Raw genomic sequence first — 21,572 nt, forward strand, 5'->3', positions numbered from 1 at the left:
GGTGACCGGCGCGCCCACCCACGGTCCCCTCCGGTGACCGGCTCCCCCGCCCTCGTGGCCCTCGCGGCTGCGACGACCCTCCACCTCGGCTTCCAGCTGACCGTGACCGCCCTCGTCTACCCCGCCCTGGCTCGAACGAGCTCGGATGGTTGGTCCAGGTCGCACGACGCCCACAGCCGGGCGATCGTCCCCCTCGTCGTCCTCACGTATGCCGCCCTCCTCACCACCCTCACGTGGGCGTGGCTCGCTGGACCCATCGGCCCGGGACTCGTGGTCGCAACGGCCGGGACGATCCTCACCTTCGCGGCGACAGCCTTCGTCGCCGCCCCGACCCACGCGGAACTCGGCCGAAACGGCAAGAGCGACAGGGCAGTCCGCCGGCTCCTCGCGGCAGACAGGACCCGCAGCATGGGCGCTGTCCTGGCGACCGTCGGGGCGCTGATCGCGCTCACCTGACCCCGCCGACGAGGCGACAACGAGACGACTAGGCCTTGGCGGCCGTCGCCTTGGTGCCGGTGATCCGGTAGACGTCGAAGACGCCGTCGATCTTGCGCACCGCCTTCATCACGTGGTCGAGGTGGCTCGGGTCGCCCATCTCGAAGGTGAACTTCGAGACCGCCACCCGGTCGCGCGAGGTCTGCACCGAGGCCGACAGGATGTTGACGTGCTGGTCGGACAGCACCCGCGTGACGTCGGACAGCAGGCGGTTCCGGTCGAGCGCCTCGACCTGGAGCTGGACGAGGAAGACGGATGCCGACGACGGCGCCCACTCGACCTCGATCATCCGATCGGGTTGCGACAGAAGCGATTCCGCGTTGGTGCAATCGGTGCGGTGGACCGAGACGCCGTTCCCGCGGGTGATGAAGCCCATGATCGGGTCGCCCGGGACCGGGGTGCAGCAGCGGGCCAGCTTGACCCAGACGTCGGCTGTGCCGACGACGACGACGCCGGGGTCGCCGGAGCGACGACGCATCGACCGCGTCGGGGTGGTGGCCTCGGCGAGGTCCTCCGACGCGCCCTCCTCACCACCGAGGCTGACGACGAGCCGGCCCACCACGTGCTGGGCGGACACGTGCCCCTCGCCGACGGCGGCATACAGGGCGTCGATGTCCTGGTAGCGCAGCTCGGAGGCGAGGCCGGTGAGGGTCTCCACGGTCAGGAGGCGCTGCAGCGGCAGGCCCTCCTTGCGCATCGCCTTGGCGATCGCGTCCTTGCCGGTCTCGATGGCCTCCTCGCGACGTTCCTTGGAGAACCACTGCTTGATCTTGTTGCGGGCCCTCGGCGACTTGACGAAGGTCAGCCAGTCGCGCGACGGGCCGGCGCCGTCGGCCTTGGAGGTGAGCACCTCGACGACGTCGCCGTTCTCGAGGGTGGACTCCAGGGGCACCAGCCGGCCGTTGACGCGACCGCCGATGCAGTGGTGACCGACCTCGGTGTGCACGGCGTAGGCGAAGTCGACGGGCGTCGCGCCGGCGGGCAGGGCGACGACCTCGCCCTTCGGGGTGAAGACGTAGACCTCGCGCGCGTTGATCTCGAACCGCAGCGAGTCGAGGAACTCCCCCGGGTCGGCGGTCTCCTTTTGCCAGTCGAGGAGCTGGCGCAGCCACGCCATGTCGTTGATCGGGCCGGTCTCGCCGTCCTTGGTGCCGGCCGGCGGGGCGGTCGCGTCCTCCTTGTACTTCCAGTGCGCGGCGACGCCGTACTCCGCCCGGCGGTGCATGGTGTGCGTGCGGATCTGGATCTCGACCGGCTTGCCCTCGGGACCGATGACCGTCGTGTGCAACGACTGGTACATGTTGAACTTCGGCATCGCGATGTAGTCCTTGAACCGCCCGGGGAGGGGGTTCCAGCGGGCGTGCAGGGCACCGAGTGCCGCGTAGCAGTCGCGCACCGAGTCGACGAGGACGCGAACGGCCACGAGGTCGTAGATGTCCTCGAAGTCGCGGCCGCGGACGATCATCTTCTGGTAGACGGAGTAGTAGTGCTTCGGCCGACCGGTGACGGTCGCCTTGATCTTGGCGCCCCGCAGGTCCTCACTCACCTGGTCGCGCACCCCCGAGAGGAACTCCTCGCGCGCCGGCGCCCGCTCGGCCACGAGCCGGACGATCTCGTCGTACACCTTGGGGTACAGGGTCGCGAACGACAGGTCCTCGAGCTCCCACTTGATGGTGTTCATGCCGAGCCGGTGAGCCAGGGGGGCGTAGATCTCGAGGGTCTCGCGGGCCTTGCGCTGGGCGGACTCGACCGACACGTACCGCCAGGTGCGGGCGTTGTGCAGCCGGTCCGCGAGCTTGATGACCAGGACCCGGATGTCGCGCGCCATCGCCACGACCATCTTGCGGACCGTCTCCGCCTGGGCCGCGTCGCCGTACGTCACCTTGTCGAGCTTGGTGACCCCGTCGACGAGCATCGCGACCTCGCGGCCGAAGTCCTTCTCCAGCTGGGTCAGGCTGTATGCCGTGTCCTCGACCGTGTCGTGCAGGAGCGCCGCCGCGAGGGTGGCCGGCGTCATGCCCAGCTCGGCCAGGATCGTCGTCACGGCCAGCGGGTGCGTGATGTACGCGTCGCCGGACTTGCGCTTCTGGCCGCGGTGGGCCTCCTCGGCCACGACGTAGGCCCGCTCGATGACCGTGAGGTCGGCCTTGGGGTGCGTCGCGCGGACGGTCTGCAGGAGTGGCTCGAGGACCGGGTTGGTCGGGCCCCCACGGCTGCCGAAGCGCGCCAACCTGGCCCGCACGCGGCTCGCCGACGAGGCGCCGGTGGGGACCGGCCCGGTGACGACGTCCTCGCTCATGGGCTGAGCCTACGTGATGGGGGCAGGCCGGTTCAGTCGCCTCGGACGACGAGGCTGCAGTGCACCTCGCGACCCGTCAACCGGTCGCGCCCGTGCAGGAACTCGAGCTCGATCGGCGCCTCGAACGCGACCACCTCGGCGCCCGCGTCCTCGAGCAGGCGGCAGGCCGCCTCGGCCGTGCCGCCGGTGGCGAGCACGTCGTCGACGACGAGCACCCGCTCCCCGCCGACGAACGAGTCCTCGTGGATCTCGATGGTGGCGCTGCCGTACTCGAGGTCGTAGGAGACGCCCATCGTCTTCCCGGGGAGCTTGCCCGCCTTGCGGACGGGCACGAACCCGATCCCGAGCTCGTGGGCCAGGGCTGCTCCGAAGATGAACCCGCGGGCCTCGATCCCCACGACCAGGTCGACGCTCCCGCGCCGGCGGTCCGCCATGTCGCGGACCACCGCGCCGAACGCCTCTGCATCGGCGAGCAACGGCGTGACGTCCTTGAAGACGACCCCGGGGCTGGGGAAGTCGGGGATGTCACGCAGTCGGCTCTCGATGAGCGCGACGAGGGAGGCCGAGGCGGTCGTGGTCATGTCAGCGACGCGACTTCGGAGGCCGCTTCGGCTGGTTCCGCGGACCGGACGGTGAGGCGTACTTGTGCGTCTCGCGGACCGTGGAGGACGTGGTTCGGCGCTCCCCGGTGCCTACGGCCGCCGGCTCGAGGTCGTCGTCGCTGCCGTGGTCCACCGGGGCGGCGTCGGAGGCGAGCACCTTGCCGCCGTGGCGCTGCTGGTAGCGCTCGGCCTTCTTCGTCAGCTCGACCATCTCGGGCTCGTGGTCACGCATGTGCACGAGCAACGGGGTGGCGATGAAGATCGAGGAGTACGCACCGACCGCGATGCCGACGAACAGCGCCAGCGCGAGGTCGAGCAGGGTGCCGGGGCCGAGGAAGAGGAAGCCGATGACGAGGATCGCCGCGATCGGCAGCAGGGCCACGACGGTGGTGTTGATCGAGCGCACCAGGGTCTGGTTGACGGCGAGGTTGGCGGCCTGGGCGTAGGACATCCGTCCGTTGCCCCGGGCCTCGGTGGTGTTCTCGCGCACCTTGTCGAAGACGACGACGGTGTCGTACAGCGAGTACCCGAGGATCGTCAGGAAGCCGATCATCGTCGCAGGCGACACCTCGAAGCCGGCAAGGGCGTAGATGCCGACCGTGATGAACAGGTCGTGCAGCAGCGCGGCGAGGCCGGCGACGGCCATCTTCCAGGTGCGGAAGTAGATCGCCATGACGGCCGCCACGAGGGCGAGGAAGACGGCCAGGGCCTGGAGGGCCTTCTGGCTCACCGAGGCGCCCCATGACGGGCCGACGAAGGTGGCGGACACCTTGTCGGACGTGGTGCCGAACGCCTTGGCGAGGGCGTCCTGGACGTCTCGGCTCTGGGAGTCGTTGAGCTTCTCGGTCTGCACCCGGACGGTGCTCGAGCCGATGGTCGTCACCTCGGGGGCACCCGCTGCGGCCACGGAGGTCACCGCGTCCTTGGCGGTCTGCTCGTAGGAGTCGGTGACCCTGACCCCGGAGACCCGGAACTCCGAGCCGCCCGAGAACTCCAGGCTGAGGTTGAGCCCCTGCAGGACCAGGCCGAGGGCCGCCAGGAGGATGAACACCCCGGAGACGAGGTACCACCGCTTGTAGCGGCCGACGAAGTCGATGGACCGCTTGCCGGTGTAGAGGTCGTTGCCGAGCGCGGCGAAGTTGATCACAGCGCACTCCCGTCGTTCGTGGCGGACGCGGTCTTGTTCATGGCAGGCATCGCGATCCGTCCGCGTCCGGCATACCGGGGCTTGAAGGCCTTGACACCCAGGCGCTGCGGGTCGAGACCGGACCAGCGGTGGCCGCCGCCGAAGAACTTCGTGGTGGACAGCAGGGCCACGACCGGGTGGGTGAACATGACCACGACGAGCAGGTCGATGAGGGTCGTGAGGCCGAGTGTGAACGCGAAGCCGCGCACGTTGCTCGACGCCAGCAGGTACAGCACGAAGGCGGCCAGGAAGTTCACGCCGTCAGCGGCCAGGATGGTGCGCCGGGCGCGACGCCACCCGGTGTCGACCGCGGCGCGCAGCGGTCGTCCCTCACGCACCTCGTCGCGGATGCGTTCGAAGTAGACGATGAACGAGTCGGCGGTGACACCGATGGCCACGATCAGCCCCGTGACGCCGGCCATGTCGAGCCGGAAGTTCTGGGACCACCCGAGCAAGGCGATCGAGACGTACGTGAGCACCGCGGCGATGACGATCGACGCGACGGTGACCAGGCCGAGGGCGCGGTACTGGATCAGCGAGTAGCCGAAGACCAGCACGAAGCCGATGACCCCGGCGAGCAGGCCCATGCGGAGCTGCTCGCCACCGAGGGTGGGGCTGATCTCGTCACGGGTCTGCAGGTCGAACGACAGCGGCAGGGCGCCGAACTTCAGCTGGTTGGCCAGGTCGCGGGCACTGACGATCGTGAAGCTGCCGGTGATGCTGGCCTGGCCGTCGAGGATGGCGGCCTGCGCGGTCGGCGCGGTGAGCACCTGGGAGTCGAGCGTCACGGCGAACCGGTTGCGCGGGTCCTCGAGGCTGACCAGGCGCTTGGTGACGTTGCCGAAGGCCGTGGTGCCGCTGTCGTTGAAGGACAGCCGGATCTCCACGATGCTCGAGGGCTGGCCGTTCTGCAGCGGCTGGTAGCCGGCGACGGCGTCCTTGATCTGGTCGCCGCGCACCTCGACCGGACCGAGGATGTACTTCTCGCCGAGGTTGACGTTGCAGGTGACCAGCGGCTTGGTCGGGTCGTCGACGATCCCGTCCAGGACACCGGGCTTTGCGCAGTCGAGGTCCTGGAACTCCTTGGTCAGCGCCGGCGTGATCTGGCTCAGGTCGCTGGCGTCGGTCGGCTTGGTCGCGGTGCCCGTGGTCGCACCGCCGGTCGGCGTGGCCGCCCCGGTGGTGGCGCTGGGCTGCGGGGTGGTGGCCCGGACGAACGCGCCGGGCAGGCCGCTGCCCGCGCTGGTCGTGGCACCGGTCGCCTTCGGGGGCGTGGAGGTGGTCTTGCTGCCCGTGGCACTCCCGGTCGCCGTGCCCGTGGCGGTCCCGGTGGCCGTGCCCGTCGCGGTACCCGTGGGCACCGGGACGTTCGTGCCTGGGGCAGCGACGAGGACGGGACGGAACTGCATCTGCGAGGAGCGGCGGATGGCATCCTCGGTGGCCTTGTCGGGCGTGCCCGGCATGCTCACGACGATGTTGTCGTTGCTCGTGGTCACCTCGGCCCCGGCGACACCGTTGGAGTCGACACGCTGCACGATGATGTCGCGGGCCTGGTTGAGCTGGTCGGTCGTCACCTTCGCGTTGCCCACGAGGCGGGGAGCGAGGACGAGCTGCGTCCCACCGGCGAGGTCGAGGCCGAGCTTGGGCTCGAGCTGCGCCTCACCCCAGGTGGTCGCTGCGAACAGCAGGCCGTAGAGGCCGATGGTGACGGCCGCCAGCGCTGACAGGACCTTCAGCGGCTTGCGGTTGTACGGGTTGATTGCCACGGGTGGTGACCTCTACTCGGTGGTGCCGGGGGTGCCCGGCTGGTCGGTCGCCGCGGGGGCGGCGGTCTTCAGGCCGATGGCCCGGCGGTCGAACCTGAGGACGACCCCGGGGGCCACCTCGAGCGTGACGACCGCGTCGTCCAGGGAACGCACCGTGCCGAAGAGCCCCGAGGTCGTGCAGACCTCGTCGCCGACCGCCAGTCCTGCCTGCAGCTTCTGCACGTCGCGCTGGCGCCGCCGCTGCGTGAACACCATGAAGGCGATGAGCAGCACGGGCAGGGCGAAGATCAGCAGGCTGGCAGTGGGCGAGCCGCCATTCGACATGGAGCATCCCTTCACGGTTGGCAGGTGGTGCGCGCAGCCGGGTCTCGGGCGCGCACGATTCCCCGACGCTGGCCGGGTGACCGCCCGAGTGTAGGTGACGCACGGCATACCGACCAACGTGCCCCACCGTGGTCGCGTTCCAATTGTGACCATTTCGCGCCGTGCCGCCGCGGGGCCCCCACGGTGCCGCGGTGGGGCCCCACCAGGTCGCGCCGGTATGCCGCCAGGGCACCCGGCAGGGCCGCACTCAGGCCCCGAAGCGCCCCTCGCCGGTGTCCAGCGGCAGTGCGGGCTGCCGTTCGAGCCCGGCCGGTGGGGTGTAACCGAGGTGGTCCCACGCCAGCAACGTCGCTGCCCGGCCACGTGGGGTGCGCGTGATGAAGCCCTCGCGGACGAGGAACGGCTCTGCGACGGTCTCGACCGTGTCGGCCTCCTCGCCCACGGCCACCGCCAGCGTCGACAGGCCCACCGGTCCCCCGCCGAACCTGCGGCAGAGCGCCTCGAGCACCGCCCGGTCGAGGCGGTCCAGACCCCGGTCGTCCACGTCGAACAAGGCCAGCGCCGCATGCGCCGCCGTCTCGTCCACGACGTGGCGGCCGTGCACCTGGGCCCAGTCGCGCACTCGGCGCAGCAGGCGGTTGGCGATGCGGGGTGTGCCGCGCGACCGCCGGGCGATCTCCTCGATGCCGGCGGCGTCCGCCACCACGTCCAGCAGGCGGGCCGAGCGGTGCAGGATCGTCACGAGGTCGTCGGTGGCGTAGAAGTCGAGGTGGCCGGTGAAGCCGAAGCGGTCGCGCAGGGGCGCCGGGAGCAGCCCGGCTCGGGTGGTCGCGCCCACCACGGTGAACGGCGGCAGCTCGAGCGGGATGGCGGTGGCCCCGGGTCCCTTGCCGACGATGACGTCGACGCGGAAGTCCTCCATGGCGAGGTAGAGCATCTCCTCGGCCGAACGGGACATGCGGTGGATCTCGTCGAGGAAGAGCACCTCCCCCTCGGTCAGGGAGGACAGGACGGCCGCGAGGTCGCCCGCGTGCTGGATGGCCGGGCCGCTGGTGATGCGGATCGGGCGCTCGAGCTCGGTGCCGATGAGCATGGCCAGCGTGGTCTTGCCGAGGCCGGGCGGCCCCGAGAGCAGGACGTGGTCGGGCGGGGTGCCACGACGACGGGCGGCCTCGAGGACGAGCGAGAGCTGGTCACGTACCCGCGTCTGCCCCGTGAACTCGCTGAGCCGGCGGGGCCGCAGGGCCATCTCGACCTGGCGCTCATCGGTGTTGCCGGCGGGGTCGACGACCCGGGCCGTGGCGTCGAGGGAGGAGTCCTCGTACATCTCGGAGGAGAAGCCGTCAGCCATCACCCGTCACCGCCCCAGCTCGCGCAGGGCGGCGCGCAACATCTCGGAGACGTTCGGCGACGCCGGCGCCGCAGCAGCCACGGACGACACGGCGTCCTCGGCCTGCTTGCCGGAGTACCCGAGCCCCGTGAGGGCCTCGGTCACCTGGTCGCGCCACGACGGACCCGACGCGACGGGCGCGCTGGGCGTCGCGCCCGCTGCACCCGACGGGAGGCCGATCTTGTCGCGCAGCTCCAGGACGATGCGCTCTGCGCCCTTCCTGCCGATGCCGGGGACCTTGGTCAGGGTGGCGAGGTCGCCTCCGGTGACCGCGGCGCGCAGCCGGTCGGGGGCCAGGACCGACAGCATCGCCAGGGCCAGCCGGGGCCCCACGCCGGAGACGGTCTGGACCTGCTCGAAGATGTCGCGCTCCTCGTCGGACGCGAAGCCGTAGAGCGTGAGCGAGTCCTCGCGGACGACCAGGGTCGTCGCCAGGGTGGCTTCGCGGCCGAGGTGCTGGGCCGAGGCCGTGGCCGGCGTGGTGTGCAGCAGCATGCCGACTCCCCCGACCTCGACGACGACGCGGTCGAGACCGATGTGCCTGACGGATCCACGGACCGAGGCGATCATCGTGACACCGCCGTCCTGCGGGAGCGGGCCTGCGTGCCGGGGACGGCTGCGGAGCCCTCCGCGGCGCGGGTCGCGACCGCCTTGAGCCGGGCCCGCTCGGACGCCGCGGCCAGGGCGAGCCGCTGGTCCCCGCCGCCACGCCAGTGGTGGCAGATCGCCAGCGCCAGGGCGTCGGCGGCGTCAGCGGGCTTGGGTGCCACCTCGAGCTCGAGGATCCGGGTGACCATCGCCGTCACCTGGGCCTTGTCAGCCCGGCCGGAACCGGTCACGGCCGCCTTCACCTCGGTGGGTGTGTGCGTGATGAGCGGAAGCCCGCGGCGCGCGGCGGCGAGGAGGGCCAGGGCGGAGGCCTGCGCGGTGGTCATCACGGTCGGGACGTGGTCGGCGGCATACACGCGCTCGAGGGCGATGGCATCGGGCTGGAACCGGTCCAACCAGGCATCCATCTGGTCCTGCAGGTAGACGAGCCGCTCCCCCGTGTCGCGGTCCCCGGGGGTGCGCACGACACCGACGGCGACCATCGTCAGCCGGTTGCCGCGACCACTGTCGACGACACCGAGGCCGCATCGCGTGAGGCCGGGGTCGACACCGAGTACGCGCACTCCACTGCTCCCTCCGAGGTGACGTCCGGGGCCGGGGCATCCGAACACGTGTTCGGGTGAACGCTACACGGACGACGCCCCGCCTCCCCCGCAGCAACACGCGGGGAGGACGGGGCGTCCGTGGGCGGGAGGGGTCAGTCCTCGTCCTCGTCGAGCTCGGCCAGGACCTCGTCGCTGATGTCGCCGTTGGCGAAGACGTCCTGCACGTCGTCGGAGTCCTCGAGGGCCTCGATGACGCGGATCATCTTGCGGGCACCGTCGGCGTCGAGCGGCACCTGGAGGTTCGGCACCCAGGAAGCCTCGGCGGAGTCGTAGTCGATGCCGGCGTCCTGGACCGCCTTGCGGACGGCCACGAAGTCGCTCGCCTCGGAGATGATCTGGAAGGAGTCGCCGAGGTCGTTGACCTCGTCGGCGCCGGCCTCCAGCACGACCTCGAGGATGTCGTCCTCGGACATGTCGCCCTTGGGCACCACGACGACGCCCTTGCGGTCGAAGACGTAGGAGACCGAGCCGGGCTCTGCCAGCTGCCCACCGTTGCGGGTGAGCGCGGTCCGGACCTCGGCGGCAGCGCGGTTGCGGTTGTCGGTCAGGCACTCGATGAGGACGGCGACACCACCGGGGGCGTAGCCCTCGTAGGTGATCGTCTCCCAGTCGGCCCCACCCGCCGTCGCACCGGACCCGCGCTTGACCGCGTTGTCGATGTTGTTGTTGGGGACCGAGGTCTTCTTCGCCTTCTGGATGGCGTCGTAGAGCGTCGGGTTGCCGGTGACGTCACCACCACCGGTGCGGGCCGCGACCTCGATGTTCTTGATCAGCTTGGCGAAGAGCTTGCCGCGCTTGGCATCGATGGCAGCCTTCTTGTGCTTCGTGGTCGCCCACTTACTGTGGCCACTCATTCCATGCCCTCCAACAGGTAGTCACGCACGATCTGCACGAACAGTCCGTGGACCCGGTGGTCACCACTCACCTCCGGATGGAAGGAGGTGGCCAGCAGGGGCCCTTGACGGACGGCGACGATCCTACCGGCGGCCGGTCCGTCCTCCACACGGGCCAGCACCTCGACCGCCTCGCCGGCCTGCTCGACCCAGGGCGCACGGATGAAGATGGCGCGCACGGTGTCGTCGAGACCGGTGAAGTGGATGTCCTCCTCGAAGGAGTCGACCTGTCGCCCGAACGCGTTGCGCCGCACGGTGATGTCAAGGCCACCGAGCGTCTGCTGGTCGGGTCGGGCGTCGGCGATCCTGTCCGCCAGCATGATCATGCCGGCGCAGGAGCCGTAGGCCGGCATGCCCCCCGCCAACCGCTCGCGCAGGGGTTCGTGCAGGTCGAACGCGCGGACCAGCTTGTCCATCGTCGTCGACTCACCCCCGGGGATGATGAGGGCGTCGACCTCGGCGAGCTCCCGCGGGCGGCGCACGGTGGTGCCGTGGGCACCCGCCTCCTGCACGGCATGCAGGTGCTCGCGGACGTCTCCCTGGACGGCGAGGACACCGATGGTGGGCTGGGCTGTCACGACGCGAATGCTACGGGCGGCCGGTGCGGCCCTAGCGTGGGGGCATGACCGGCGACCTGACCATCCGTCCACGGACCACCGAGGACCTGCCCGTCCTGGCCGACGTGCTCGCCGCCCAGCGGGAGCACAGCGACTACCCGCAACGCTGGCCGCTGCCGATGCCCGTCGAGGAGTTCCTCCACCGGTCGAGCGAGCTGCGGTCCTGGGTGGCCGAGCTGGACGGAGCCGTCGTGGGGCACGTCGCCGTGGCAGCGGTGGTCCCCGGTGACATGGCGACGGTGTGGAGCGCCGGTACCGGCCGCCCGCTGGACGGGCTCGCGGAGGTGTCGGTCCTGTTCATCGACCATGCCGTCACGGGGCGCGGTGTCGGTGCGGCCCTGCTGGCGACGGCGGTGGGGTTCATCCGCGACAGCGGCAGGACCCCGGTGCTCGACGTGGTGCAGGAGACGGAGAACGCCGTGCGGCTCTACGAACGCAGCGGCTGGCAGGTGGTCGGCGAGGCGAGGCCGCCGTGGCTGCCGGCCACCCACCGCCCGGTGCTCCTGATGACGCTTCCCGACGGCGGGGCCTGAGCCCCGCCGTCGGTTGACTTCACCAGCCGCGCTCGGCCAGGCGGTGCGGCTCGGGGATCTCGTCGACGTTGAGGCCGACCATGGCCTCGCCGAGACCGCGCGAGACCTTGGCGATCACGTCGGGGTCGTCGAAGAACGTGGTGGCCTTGACGATCGCCTCGGCGCGCTGGGCCGGGTTGCCGGACTTGAAGATGCCCGAGCCGACGAAGACTCCCTCGGCGCCGAGCTGCATCATCATCGCGGCGTCGGCAGGGGTGGCGATGCCGCCGGCGGTGAAGAGGACCACGGGGAGCTTGCCGGCCTCGGCGACCTCCTTGACGAGGTCGTACGGGGCCTGCAGCTCCTTGGCCGCGACGTACAGCTCGTCCTCGGGGAGGCCGTGCAGCCAGCGGAGCTGGTCGCGCAGCTTGCGCATGTGGGTGGTGGCGTTCGAGACGTCGCCGGTGCCGGCCTCACCCTTGGAGCGGATCATCGCCGCGCCCTCGGTGATGCGGCGCAGGGCCTCGCCGAGGTTCGTCGAGCCGCAGACGAAGGGAACGGTGAAGTTCCACTTGTCGATGTGGTTGGCGTAGTCGGCCGGGGTCAGCACCTCGGACTCGTCGATGTAGTCGACACCGAGGGACTGCAGCACCTGGGCCTCGACGAAGTGGCCGATTCGGGCCTTGGCCATCACGGGGATCGAGACGGCCTCGATGATGCCGTCGATCATGTCCGGGTCGGACATCCGGGAGACGCCACCCTGGGCGCGGATGTCGGCCGGGACGCGCTCGAGCGCCATGACGGCGACAGCGCCGGCGTCCTCGGCGATCTTGGCCTGCTCGACGTTGACGACGTCCATGATGACGCCGCCCTTGAGCATCTCGGCCATGCCGCGCTTGACGCGCGACGTGCCGGTGGTGGGCTGCGACGAGGACTGCGGTACGGGGGTGGTGGTGTCGGCGGACATGACGACGAGCTCCAGATCTGTTCAGGGCGCAGCGCAGAAGACGCGCTTCGAGGCCAATGCTAGTTGGTGCCCCGAGCGCCGCGGACCGAGCCTGCGTGCGGGCCCACTGCCCCGCCATCCGCGACCGGCCGGCGCCCGCACCCCCACCACGCGACACGCCCGCACAACGTCGGTTGCGAGGCAGAACACGCGTCTCCAACCCTCGTCCTGCCGCGCACCCAGCGTTGTGCCGGGGGCGTCGGGGCCGGCAGGGCGGCGAGTGGCGGGGGCCGGCGGGGCGGGTATGGCGCGGGGCGGGCTCAGTCGCGGACGGCCGGGGGGAGCTCGTCGTCGAACTCGACCGTGCGCGGGAGGTCGGCGTGGCCGGCCAGCCGGAACAACCGGACGACCGCCTTGCGCCGCACCCGGCGCACGTCGGTGACGGCGTCGTTGTGGAACCGTCGGGCCAGCTGCACCCGGACCCCGGCTGCCTCGACCCGCTGGAGCGCGAGCGCCCCGAGGTTGTCGTCGCGCCGGATCTCCCCCACCACCTCGGCGCTGAGCGCTGCCATCAGGGCTGCGGTGAGGTCGCTCTCGAGCTCCTCGCGCTGGCCGAAGCTCTGGCCCTCGAGGAAGTCCTCCTCGAGCACGCGTTCGTTGTGCGCCTCGAGGGCCTCGGACGCGGCACCGGCCAGCATGAGCGCGCTCGCGGGGTCGAGGGCCCCGGAGTTGGCGAGCTCCAGGGTGGCCTCGGAGCGCCGCACCAGCTGGGCGTCGAGCGCCGAGAGCGCTCCCTCCGCCCGGGTGTGCAGCCGGTCGAGGCGGGCGGCGTTGTACGACAGGTACCACGCGATCCCGAGCAGCACCGCGACGGCGACGGCGGTCCAGGTGACGGTCTGCATCAGTCCTCGGTTCCTCGGCGGCCGCGCAGCAGCCGGGTCCAACGGGTGTCGGCCGGGTCGGCCCGGTCGTCCCGGACCTCGCGCCAGTCGTCGACACCGTGGGTGACCGTCTCGTAGACGGCCATGACGTCCTCGGCGACGACCGCCCAGTCGAACACCTGGGCGCGGCGGCTGCCCTCGTCGCGCAACCGCTCCCGCTCGGTGGGGTCGCCGAGCAGCCGCAGCAGCTGGCGGGCCAGGTCGGCCGGGTCCTCGTTGGCGAACATCGCCCCGCACCGGCCGCCGTCCAGGACACGCACGAACGCCGCGAGGTCGCTGGCCACCACCGGCGCGCCGGCGCTCATCGCCTCGACGAGGACGATCCCGAAGCTCTCGCCCCCGGTGTGCGGCGCGACGTAGGCGTCGACCGACGACAGCAGCGCGGCCTTGTCCTCGTCGCTGATCATCCCCAGGAACTCCGTCGCGGCGGCCACGGCCGGGTCGAGCCGCTCGCGCGCGGCCTCCACGTCACCCGGGCCCGCGACGAGGACGCGGGTCCCCGGGTGCTCCGCCAGGACGGCGGGCAGGGCGGCCGCCAGGACGGGCAGGCCCTTGCGCGGCTCGTCGATGCGCCCGAGGAACGCCAGCGTCGGCGCCTGCCCGGTGCCGGTCCACGCCGGGTTGGGCGTGGCGTCGGCGAACCTGCTCACGTTGACCCCGTTGGGGATGACGACGGCGTCACCGCCGAGGTGCGTGGTGACCGTGCGCCGCGCGTCCTCGGAGACGGCGATGCGCCCGTTGATCTTCTCCAGGCTGGGACGCAGCAGCGGGTATGCCGCCTGCATGGCCCGTGAGCGCAGGTTGGAGGTGTGGAACGTGGCCACCACCGGGCCCTCGGCCGACCAGAGGGCGAGCAGCGCGATGCTGGGGGTGACGGGCTCGTGGATGTGGAGCACGTCGAACTCGCCGCGCTCGAGCCAGCGGCCGACCCGTGCCGCGGTGACCGGACCGAAGTTGAGGCGGGCGACCGAGCCGTTGTAGCGGACCGGGACGGCACGTCCCACCGACTCGACGTACTCGGGCAGCGGGGTGTCCTCGTCGGCCGGCGCGAGGACCGACGCGTGGTGGCCCTGGGCGAGGAAGTGCTCGGCGAGGTCGCGCACGTGGAACTGCACTCCCCCAGGCACGTCGAACGAGTACGGGCAGACGATGCCGATCCTCACGGCGCCACCTCGGCGGCGGCCGGTCGGGCGGGGCGCGGCTCGAGGTCGTCGAGGAAGACCCGCTGGAGCATGTGCCAGTCCTCGGTGTGCTCGCGGATCGCCGCCCCCAGCACGTCGGCGCACTGCTGGGTCATGGCGACGGCCTTCGCGCGGGTCGCGCCGGTGGCCGGGACCTCGACCCGCTCGTGGAACGTGATGACGAGGCCGTGCCTGCGGGAGCCGGGTACGCGTTCGTAGTGGATGGACACGGGGTGCAGTGCCGCACCGCTGCCGAGGGCGAGCGCTGCCGGGCCGGCGGCCATCTTGGAACGGTGGCCGAGCAGGTCGACCTCGATCCCCCGGTCGGTGAGGTCGCGGTCGGCCAGCAGCGGCATGAGGACCGGGGAGGCCAGGTGGCCGCGGAGCTGGGCGAAGACGTCTCCCCCACCGGTGAGCGGCAGGATCGTCATGCCGAGCGACTCCCGGAACTCGAGGAACTCGGCATACACCTCCTCGGGCTCGAGCCGCTCCGCGACGGTGACGACGGGCCCCAGGGCCTTGGTGCCCCACGCGCCGGCCAGGTCCCAGTTGCCGAGGTGGCCGAGGAAGCAGACGACGGGGCGCCCGGCTCCCAGCTCGGCCCGCACGGCAGCGTCGCCGACGACGCGCACCTGGCCCGCGATGTCGGCGGTCGAGCGGTCGGGCAGGCGGAAGGCCTCGCAGTAGTAGCGCAGGTAGGAGCGCATGCCTGCGCGCACCAGAGCGTCGAGGGCACGGTCGTCGAGCTCGGGCCGCGCCTTCGCGTAGTTGGACCGCAGCCGCTCGACCCCCTTGCCACCCCGCGCGACGGTGAGGTCGGCGATGCGGTCGAACGCGGCATACGCGGCACGCTCGGGGAGTCGTCGGACGGTCCCCCACCCGAGCCGGAAGCCGGTCACGGCGAGGACGTCGCCGAGGCGGCTCACGGGGCTGCGGCGAGCGCCTGGCGGCGCACCATGAGCATCCGCTGGACCACGGTGATCAGGCTCGCGACGGCGAGCAGGGCCAGCACGACGGTGAGGACGACCTCGGGCAGGCCGATCCCGACCAGGCCGGTCGTGGCGAGCACGGCGACCAGGCGGTCGGCCCGCTCGGCGATGCCGACGTCCGCGGAGAAGCCCAGGCCCTCGGCGCGGGCCTTGGCGTAGGACACCACGCTGCCGAGGATCAGGCAGGCCAGCGCGAGCCCGGCCATGAGGAAGTTGTCACCGCTGCCGGCGTACCAGAGCACGAGGCCGCCGAAGATGGCCGAGTCGCCCACCCGGTCGAGGGTCGAGTCGAGGTAGGCCCCCCACTTGCCCGAGCGACCGGACATGCGGGCCATGACCCCGTCGACCGTGTCGGAGAAGACGAACAGGGTGATGACGATGGTGCCCCAGAAGAACTCGTGCCGGGGGTAGAAGGCCAGGGCTCCGACGCAGACGCCGATGGTCCCGACGACGGTCACCACGTCCGGGCTGATGCCGAGCTTCAGGAACAGCCGGGCCACGGGGGTGAAGATCGTGGTGAAGAGCGCGCGCGCGTACTTGTTGAGCATGGTGGTGGCAGCCTACTGAGGCGCGGCCGGAACCTTCGGCGCGCACGCCGGGGTGCCGCCGGGAAGTGCGTACCGGTGGTCGGCGACCCAGGTGTAGGCGCGGGCAGCGAGCCACGAGATGCCCGGGAGGGTGATCAGGTGCCCGAGCGGCCGCCACGCCGGCGCTCCGTGCTTGAGCCCCTCCGCGATCGCCCGGTGCCCGGCGACGACGGAACCGTCCTGCCGCACGAACTGCGCCGCCGCGATGCAGTCCTCCTCGGTCACGCCGAGCGGCGCGAGGTCGAGCTGCTGCCACGGCTGGACCTGGTAGCGCTGGTGCCGGTCGACCCAGCGGGAGAGGAAGCGGGCGCTGGTCGTGCAGAAGCCGCAGTCACCGTCGAAGATGAGCAGGCCGCGCCCCCTCGGGGTGCTGTCCGGGGCGGTGTCCATGGCCGAAGTCTCTCACCCGCGTGGCACCATGACGGCCATGAGGGGGCGTCCGGGCGGCAGCACACAGCGGCTCGGGCCGTACTCGCTCCTGTGGCGGCTGGCCACGACGGCCGTCGTCGTCACCACCGTCTGCCTCGGCACCTGGGTGGGCGACGACGAGTGGTGGCCGTTCGCGCCGATGTCGCAGTACGCCTTCTCGGTGCAGAACAACGGCGTCATCAACTCCCTGACGATGGACGCGCTCACGACGGACGGTGAGGTCGTCCGGGTGCCCCTCTCCAAGGAGATGATCGGCATCGAGCGGGCCGAGATCGAGGGCCAGGCGCCCCGGATCATCCGCACCCCCGAGCTGCTCCAGGACATCGCCGTCCTGCACCACCGGCGCCTGCCGCACGAGACGCCGTACGCGACCATCTGGCTCCGCAACACCTCGACGAGCATCCCCACCGGCGACGCCACCGTGCACACGCTCGCCACCTGGCAGGTCCGCGACCCCCTCGACCCGCAGCCGAGCGGGCTCCCCGGCGGGAGGGGGTCCCGGTGAACCCGGTCGAGCGGTTCCTCGCCCCGGAGCTGCCCCTCGCGCGCGTCGCCTGGCTGCGCCACGTGATCTACCCGTTCGTCCTGCTCGACGTCCTGTGGATCGTCACCGACCCCATCCCCCACGGCGACGTCCCGCCCTCCCTCTACCGCGGGCTCGTCGTCCGCGACGTCCTGCACCTGCCCGCGCCCTCGCACGTCTACGTCCGGGTCCTGCTCGGCGTGATCGTCGTCAGCGCCCTCGTCGCGGCCACCGGACGGCTCCCGCGCCTGGCCGGCTGGGTCTGCGCCGTCGGGATGCTCGACTGGGTGAGCAACGCCTTCGCGTACTCCAAGGTCGACCACGACCACTTCGCCCTCGTCGTGGCGTTGTTCGTGCTGCCGACCGCGGGGCGGGCGCGGGTCCCGGACGTCGACGTGCGTTCGCAGGCGGCCGGGTGGGCCGTCCGCATGGTGCAGGTCGGCGCCGTGTCGATCTACTTCCTGTCCGCCAGCGCCAAGATGCGCTTCGGGGGCTGGGACTGGGCCAACGGCGCCACCCTGATCTGGGCGCTCACCCGCCGACCCAACGGCATCGGCCCATGGGTCGGCTCGCACCCGGCCCTGACCCATGCCATGCAGTGGATCGTGCTCGTGGCCGAGTTCTGCTCACCCGTCCTGCTCTGGCTCCGTGGCAGGGCCCTGTATGCCGCGCTGGCGTTCTGGGGCGGGTTCCACCTGAGCACCTACCTCATGCTCAAGATCCACTTCCTGCCGCTGGTGGTCTGCCTGCTCAGCTTCCTGCCGCTGGAACGCCTCGGTCCGTGGTGGTCGACCCGTCGGTGGCAGCGGCTCCCCCACCCGGCCAGGCGGCGACCAGCCGGGAGCGCACGTCCTCCAGCAGCATCGGAAGAGCTTTCGTCTGCCCGATGATGGGCAGGAAGTTCATGTCGCCACCCCAGCGGGGGACGACGTGCTGGTGCAGGTGTGCCTGGACCCCGGCTCCTGCGACGGCCCCCTGGTTCATCCCGATGTTGTAGCCCATCGGCTGCGATGTCGTGTCGAGGGCGGCGATGGCCTCCTTGGTGAGCCGGCCGAACTCGGTCGTCTCCTCCTCGGTGAGGTCGACGTAGAGGGACACGTGCCGGTACGGGCAGACGAGGACGTGGCCGGGGTTGTACGGGAAGAGGTTCATGACGACGTAGCAGTGCTCGCCCCGGTGGACGACCAGCCCCTCGGCGTCGCCACGACCCGGCGCCGCGCAGAACGGACAGCCGTCCCCTGCCGCCTCGCTCGGGCGGTCGCCGGTGATGTAGGCCATCCGGTGCGGGGTCCACAACCGCTCGAACCCGTCCTGGACGCTCGCGAAGTCGGTGTCCGGCTCGGGTGCGTCGCTCATGCCCCGATCCTATGCAGCCGGCCACGGACGGAGTCGGCATGATGTTCGCCGTGCCCGAACCGCATACCCAGGCCACCCCGGCGACCGACGGCATCCCGTCGGTGGCCATCCGCCCCGCGACGCCGGACGACGCACCCGCCGTCGCAGAGCTGTTCTGGCAGGTGCGCACCGAGTCGGCGCCCCGGATCCCGATGATCGTCCACCCGCGCGAGAGCGTGCTGGCGTTCGTCGAGCACGTCCTCATCGCCGACGGCGAGGTCTGGGTCGCGGACGACGACGGGCGGGTCGTCGGCTTCCTCGCGCTGGCCGAGCCCGACGAGCTGGGTCACCTCTACATCGCGTCCGACCACACCGGCCGAGGGCTCGGTGCCCGGTTCGTCGAGCTGGCCCGCGAGCGGTTCCCCGACGGGGTGCAGCTCTGGGCGTTCCAGAGCAACACCGGCGCCCTGCGCTTCTACGAGCGGCACGGGTTCGTCCCGGTCGAGTGGACCGAGGGTGACAACGAGGAGGGCGCCCCCGACGTCCGGCTGGTCTGGCGACCGCGCGGGTGACCGGGCGCCATACCCGCTGATCTCACGAAGGTGGTGAGAACTGAGTGAGCGCGAGGTGTCGGAATCGCACAGGGAATGCGACACCTCGCGCTCACCGAACGCAGGCGTGACCGGTCAGACCTGGACGCGGGCCTGGACGGCCGCGACGACCTCGGCGATGGCGTCTTCGATCGGGACGCCGTTCTTCTGCTCACCGTTGCGGTAGCGGAACGACACGGCACCGGCCGATCGGTCCTCCTCGCCGGCGATGAGGGTGAACGGCACCCGCGACTTGCTCGCGTTGCGGATCTTCTTGGGGAACCGGTCGTCACTGTCGTCGATCTCGACGCGGATCCCCTTGCGCCGCAGCTGGTCCGCGACGTCGTGGAGGTACTCGGAGTACTCCTCCGCGACGGGCACGGCCAGGACCTGCACCGGCGAGAGCCAGGGCGGGAAGGCCCCGGCGTAGTGCTCGACGAGCACGCCCAGGAAGCGCTCGATCGACCCGAACTTGGCCGAGTGGATCATCACCGGCTGCTGGCGCGAACCGTCCGCCGCCTGGTACTCGAGCCCGAACCGCTCGGGCTGGTTGAAGTCGTACTGGATGGTCGACATCTGCCAGGTGCGGCCGATCGCGTCGCGGGCCTGGACGGAGATCTTCGGGCCGTAGTAGGCCGCGCCCCCGGGGTCCATGACCAGCTCGAGACCCGACTCGGTGGCGACGTTGCGCAGCACCTCGGTCGCGAGCTCCCACTGGTCGTCGGACCCGATGAACTTGTCCTTCTTGTCGCCCTCGGTCTCGCGGGTCGACAGCTCGAGGTAGTAGTCGTCCATCCCGAAGTCGCGCAGCAGGGACAGCACGAAGTCCAGCAGGTGCTTGATCTCGCCGGGAGCCTGCTCGGCGGTGACGTACGAGTGCGAGTCGTCCTGGGCGAACCCACGCACGCGGGTCAGGCCGTGGACCACTCCGGACTTCTCGTTGCGGTAGACGTGCCCGAACTCGAACAGCCGCAACGGGAGCTCGCGGTAGGAACGGCCTCGGGAGCGGTAGATGAGGTTGTGCATCGGGCAGTTCATCGCCTTGAGGCGGTAGTCGGTGCCGTCCACGTCGAACGGCGCGAACATGCCCTCGGCGTAGTAGGGCAGGTGACCCGAGGTGTGGAACAGCTGCTCCTTCGAGATGTGCGGGGTCCCGACGTACTCGAAACCCTCCTCGATGTGGCGCAGCCGGACGTAGTCCTCCATCTCGCGCTTGATCACCCCACCCTTGGGGTGGAACACGGGCAGGCCGGAGCCCAGCTCGTCGGGGAAGCTGAACAGGTCCTGCTCGGCGCCGATCTTGCGGTGGTCGCGCTTCTCCGCCTCGGCGAGGCGGTCGAGGTAGGCCTTGAGCTCGTCCTTGGTCGCCCACGCGGTGCCGTAGACGCGCTGCAGCTGCGGGTTCTTCTCGCTGCCGCGCCAGTAGGCGCCACCGCTGCGCATGAGCTTGAAGGCGTTGCCGAGCACCTTGGTGGTGGGCACGTGCGGTCCGCGGCACAGGTCGCCCCAGGCCCGGGTGCCGTCGCGCTTGATGTTGTCGTAGATGGTCAGCTGCGCGCCGCCCACCTCCACGTCGGCACCCTCGGCGGCGTCACCGGCGGCTCCGCCCTTGAGGCCGATGAGCTCGATCTTGTACGGCTCGTCCGCCAGCTCGACGGCCGCGGCCTCGTCGCTGACCTCCCGGCGCACGAAGGTCTGGCCCTCGTTCACGATGCGCTGCATGACCTTCTCGAGGGCCTTGAGGTCCTCGGGGGTGAACGCGTCGTCGACGTCGAAGTCGTAGTAGAAGCCGTCACGGACGGGGGGCCCGATGCCGAGCCTCGCCTTCGGGTTGACCTCCTGGACCGCCTGGGCCAGCACGTGGGCCGCACTGTGCCGCAGCACGTCGAGGCCGTCCTGCTCCTGGGCGGTCACGGGCTCGACGACGTCGCCGTCGGCCACGACGTGGGCCAGGTCGCGCAGCTCGCCGTTGACGCGCGCGACGAGGACGGCGCGGTCACCCTCGAACAGGTCGGCGGCAGTCGTCTGCTCCGGCACCTGTCGCTCGCTCCCGGCGATGGTGACGGTGATCTGGGCAGACACGGTGCGCTCTCCTTGGTTCGGGTGTGGGACCGGTGCTGGCACCTGGCCCCTCGGGTATGCCGCCCGCGGACCTCCGCGCGCAGCCCTCCGATGCTATCGGCCGGGGTCGCGTCGTCGCGCGCGAGATACCGGCACCGCAGGTTCACCCACCCGTCATCTCACGGCACCGTGTCGAATCTTGACTCGTTCCAGATACGAGGCCAGAGTGTGCGGCATGACCACGACGTCAGCCGGACACCCCGACGGCCTCCCGCAGCTCCTGCGCGAGGCAGGGCTCCGGGTGACCCAGCCCAGGGTCGCGGTCCTCGGTGCGGTCCGTGCGCACCCCCACGCCGACACCGACTCGCTCATCGCGGCCGCCCGCCGCGACGTGCCCGAGGTGTCGCACCAGGCCGTCTACGACGTCCTCGGCGCCCTGACCCGCTCGGGTCTCGTGCGCCGCATCCAGCCGCCCGGCTCGGTGGCCCGCTACGAGGCACGCGTCGGCGACAACCACCACCACGTCGTGTGCCGGTCCTGCGGCACCATCGCCGACGTCGACTGCGCCGTGGGCCACGCCCCCTGCCTGACGGCGTCGGACGACCACGGCTTCACCATCGACGAGGCCGAGGTCGTCTACCGCGGCCTGTGCCCGACCTGCGCCGCTGCAGCCACGGCCTGACCCCACCACG

General features: G+C 71.2%; 23 protein-coding genes. 5 read left to right on the forward strand and 18 right to left on the reverse strand.

Features of this window, described 5'->3' with window-relative positions; all coding sequences use genetic code 11:
- Positions 1-33: 33 nt before the first annotated feature.
- Entirely contained in the window at positions 34-456 is a 423-nt protein-coding gene (locus ACYVKF_RS17060; protein WP_460967975.1) for a hypothetical protein, read from the forward strand.
- Positions 457-484: 28 nt separating this feature from the next.
- Here ACYVKF_RS17060 and ACYVKF_RS17065 read toward each other — a convergent pair whose 3' ends face one another.
- The 10 genes from ACYVKF_RS17065 to pdxT form a co-directional block, all read right to left on the reverse strand.
- Positions 485-2,794 carry a RelA/SpoT family protein gene (locus ACYVKF_RS17065; RefSeq protein WP_056919057.1) on the reverse strand — a complete coding sequence of 770 codons (2,310 nt, stop codon included), beginning with the start codon at positions 2,792-2,794 and terminating at the stop codon, positions 485-487.
- A gap of 32 nt (positions 2,795-2,826) precedes the next feature.
- Positions 2,827-3,375, reverse strand: a complete 549-nt coding sequence (locus ACYVKF_RS17070; RefSeq protein ID WP_460967976.1) for an adenine phosphoribosyltransferase — start codon at positions 3,373-3,375, stop codon at positions 2,827-2,829.
- A 1-nt stretch (position 3,376) separates the two neighbouring features.
- On the reverse strand, positions 3,377-4,543 hold the full coding sequence (gene secF, locus ACYVKF_RS17075) for a protein translocase subunit SecF (protein ID WP_460967979.1): 1,167 nt from the start codon (positions 4,541-4,543) through the stop codon (positions 3,377-3,379).
- On the reverse strand, positions 4,540-6,348 hold the full coding sequence (gene secD / locus ACYVKF_RS17080) for a protein translocase subunit SecD (RefSeq protein ID WP_460967981.1): 1,809 nt from the start codon (positions 6,346-6,348) through the stop codon (positions 4,540-4,542). The genes secF and secD overlap by 4 nt, the downstream gene beginning before the upstream one ends.
- A 12-nt stretch (positions 6,349-6,360) precedes the next feature.
- Positions 6,361-6,672: a preprotein translocase subunit YajC gene (gene yajC / locus ACYVKF_RS17085; protein WP_056914501.1), complete on the reverse strand. Its 312-nt coding sequence runs from the start codon at positions 6,670-6,672 to the stop codon at positions 6,361-6,363.
- A 247-nt stretch (positions 6,673-6,919) separates the two neighbouring features.
- Complete coding sequence (ruvB, locus tag ACYVKF_RS17090; RefSeq protein WP_460967984.1) at positions 6,920-8,023, reverse strand: Holliday junction branch migration DNA helicase RuvB; 1,104 nt, start codon at positions 8,021-8,023, stop codon at positions 6,920-6,922.
- Between the two features lie 6 nt (positions 8,024-8,029).
- Positions 8,030-8,632, reverse strand: coding sequence for a Holliday junction branch migration protein RuvA (gene ruvA, locus ACYVKF_RS17095; RefSeq protein ID WP_460967986.1), 603 nt, complete (start codon positions 8,630-8,632; stop codon positions 8,030-8,032).
- Entirely contained in the window at positions 8,629-9,234 is a 606-nt protein-coding gene (gene ruvC, locus ACYVKF_RS17100; protein WP_056914504.1) for a crossover junction endodeoxyribonuclease RuvC, read from the reverse strand. The genes ruvA and ruvC overlap by 4 nt, the downstream gene beginning before the upstream one ends.
- A 134-nt stretch (positions 9,235-9,368) precedes the next feature.
- Positions 9,369-10,130, reverse strand: coding sequence for a YebC/PmpR family DNA-binding transcriptional regulator (locus ACYVKF_RS17105; RefSeq protein WP_056919062.1), 762 nt, complete (start codon positions 10,128-10,130; stop codon positions 9,369-9,371).
- Positions 10,127-10,747, reverse strand: coding sequence for a pyridoxal 5'-phosphate synthase glutaminase subunit PdxT (gene pdxT, locus ACYVKF_RS17110; RefSeq protein WP_056914506.1), 621 nt, complete (start codon positions 10,745-10,747; stop codon positions 10,127-10,129). Before pdxT ends, ACYVKF_RS17105 begins: the two co-directional genes overlap by 4 nt.
- A 44-nt stretch (positions 10,748-10,791) precedes the next feature.
- Between pdxT and ACYVKF_RS17115 the strand changes: the two genes are divergently transcribed.
- Positions 10,792-11,319 carry a GNAT family N-acetyltransferase gene (locus ACYVKF_RS17115; RefSeq protein ID WP_056914507.1) on the forward strand — a complete coding sequence of 176 codons (528 nt, stop codon included), beginning with the start codon at positions 10,792-10,794 and terminating at the stop codon, positions 11,317-11,319.
- A gap of 19 nt (positions 11,320-11,338) precedes the next feature.
- On the opposite strand, the gene pdxS is transcribed toward ACYVKF_RS17115, so the two are convergent.
- From pdxS to ACYVKF_RS17145, 6 genes are all read right to left on the reverse strand, one after another.
- Positions 11,339-12,265, reverse strand: a complete 927-nt coding sequence (gene pdxS, locus ACYVKF_RS17120; RefSeq protein ID WP_056914508.1) for a pyridoxal 5'-phosphate synthase lyase subunit PdxS — start codon at positions 12,263-12,265, stop codon at positions 11,339-11,341.
- Between the two features lie 299 nt (positions 12,266-12,564).
- Positions 12,565-13,146 (reverse strand): hypothetical protein, encoded by a 582-nt coding sequence (locus ACYVKF_RS17125; RefSeq protein ID WP_056914509.1) that lies wholly within the window; start codon positions 13,144-13,146, stop codon positions 12,565-12,567.
- Positions 13,146-14,348 (reverse strand): glycosyltransferase family 4 protein, encoded by a 1,203-nt coding sequence (locus tag ACYVKF_RS17130; protein WP_460967990.1) that lies wholly within the window; start codon positions 14,346-14,348, stop codon positions 13,146-13,148. Before ACYVKF_RS17130 ends, ACYVKF_RS17125 begins: the two co-directional genes overlap by 1 nt.
- Positions 14,345-15,292 carry a phosphatidylinositol mannoside acyltransferase gene (locus ACYVKF_RS17135; RefSeq protein WP_460967992.1) on the reverse strand — a complete coding sequence of 316 codons (948 nt, stop codon included), beginning with the start codon at positions 15,290-15,292 and terminating at the stop codon, positions 14,345-14,347. The genes ACYVKF_RS17130 and ACYVKF_RS17135 overlap by 4 nt, the downstream gene beginning before the upstream one ends.
- Positions 15,289-15,903, reverse strand: a complete 615-nt coding sequence (gene pgsA / locus ACYVKF_RS17140) for a phosphatidylinositol phosphate synthase (RefSeq protein ID WP_056914512.1) — start codon at positions 15,901-15,903, stop codon at positions 15,289-15,291. The genes ACYVKF_RS17135 and pgsA overlap by 4 nt, the downstream gene beginning before the upstream one ends.
- Before the next feature lie 12 nt (positions 15,904-15,915).
- Positions 15,916-16,332, reverse strand: a complete 417-nt coding sequence (locus ACYVKF_RS17145) for a thiol-disulfide oxidoreductase DCC family protein (RefSeq protein ID WP_460967994.1) — start codon at positions 16,330-16,332, stop codon at positions 15,916-15,918.
- A 37-nt stretch (positions 16,333-16,369) separates the two neighbouring features.
- Between ACYVKF_RS17145 and ACYVKF_RS17150 the strand changes: the two genes are divergently transcribed.
- The gene (locus tag ACYVKF_RS17150) at positions 16,370-16,876 is read left to right on the forward strand and encodes a hypothetical protein (protein ID WP_157581201.1); all 507 of its coding nucleotides are present in this window, start codon (positions 16,370-16,372) and stop codon (positions 16,874-16,876) included.
- 768 nt (positions 16,877-17,644) lie between these two features.
- Here the strand turns inward: ACYVKF_RS17150 and ACYVKF_RS17155 are convergent.
- A complete protein-coding gene (locus ACYVKF_RS17155) occupies positions 17,645-18,250 on the reverse strand; it encodes an HIT family protein (RefSeq protein WP_460967996.1) in 606 nt (201 codons plus the stop codon).
- A 50-nt stretch (positions 18,251-18,300) separates the two neighbouring features.
- On the opposite strand from ACYVKF_RS17155, the gene ACYVKF_RS17160 reads away from it, so the two are divergent.
- Entirely contained in the window at positions 18,301-18,801 is a 501-nt protein-coding gene (locus tag ACYVKF_RS17160; RefSeq protein WP_200947765.1) for a GNAT family N-acetyltransferase, read from the forward strand.
- Positions 18,802-18,915: 114 nt separating this feature from the next.
- On the opposite strand, the gene thrS is transcribed toward ACYVKF_RS17160, so the two are convergent.
- Positions 18,916-20,901, reverse strand: a complete 1,986-nt coding sequence (gene thrS / locus ACYVKF_RS17165; protein WP_460967999.1) for a threonine--tRNA ligase — start codon at positions 20,899-20,901, stop codon at positions 18,916-18,918.
- A 214-nt stretch (positions 20,902-21,115) separates the two neighbouring features.
- On the opposite strand from thrS, the gene ACYVKF_RS17170 reads away from it, so the two are divergent.
- Positions 21,116-21,562, forward strand: coding sequence for a Fur family transcriptional regulator (locus ACYVKF_RS17170; protein ID WP_460968001.1), 447 nt, complete (start codon positions 21,116-21,118; stop codon positions 21,560-21,562).
- Positions 21,563-21,572 lie beyond the last annotated feature (10 nt).

This window comes from Pedococcus soli (assembly GCF_054782575.1).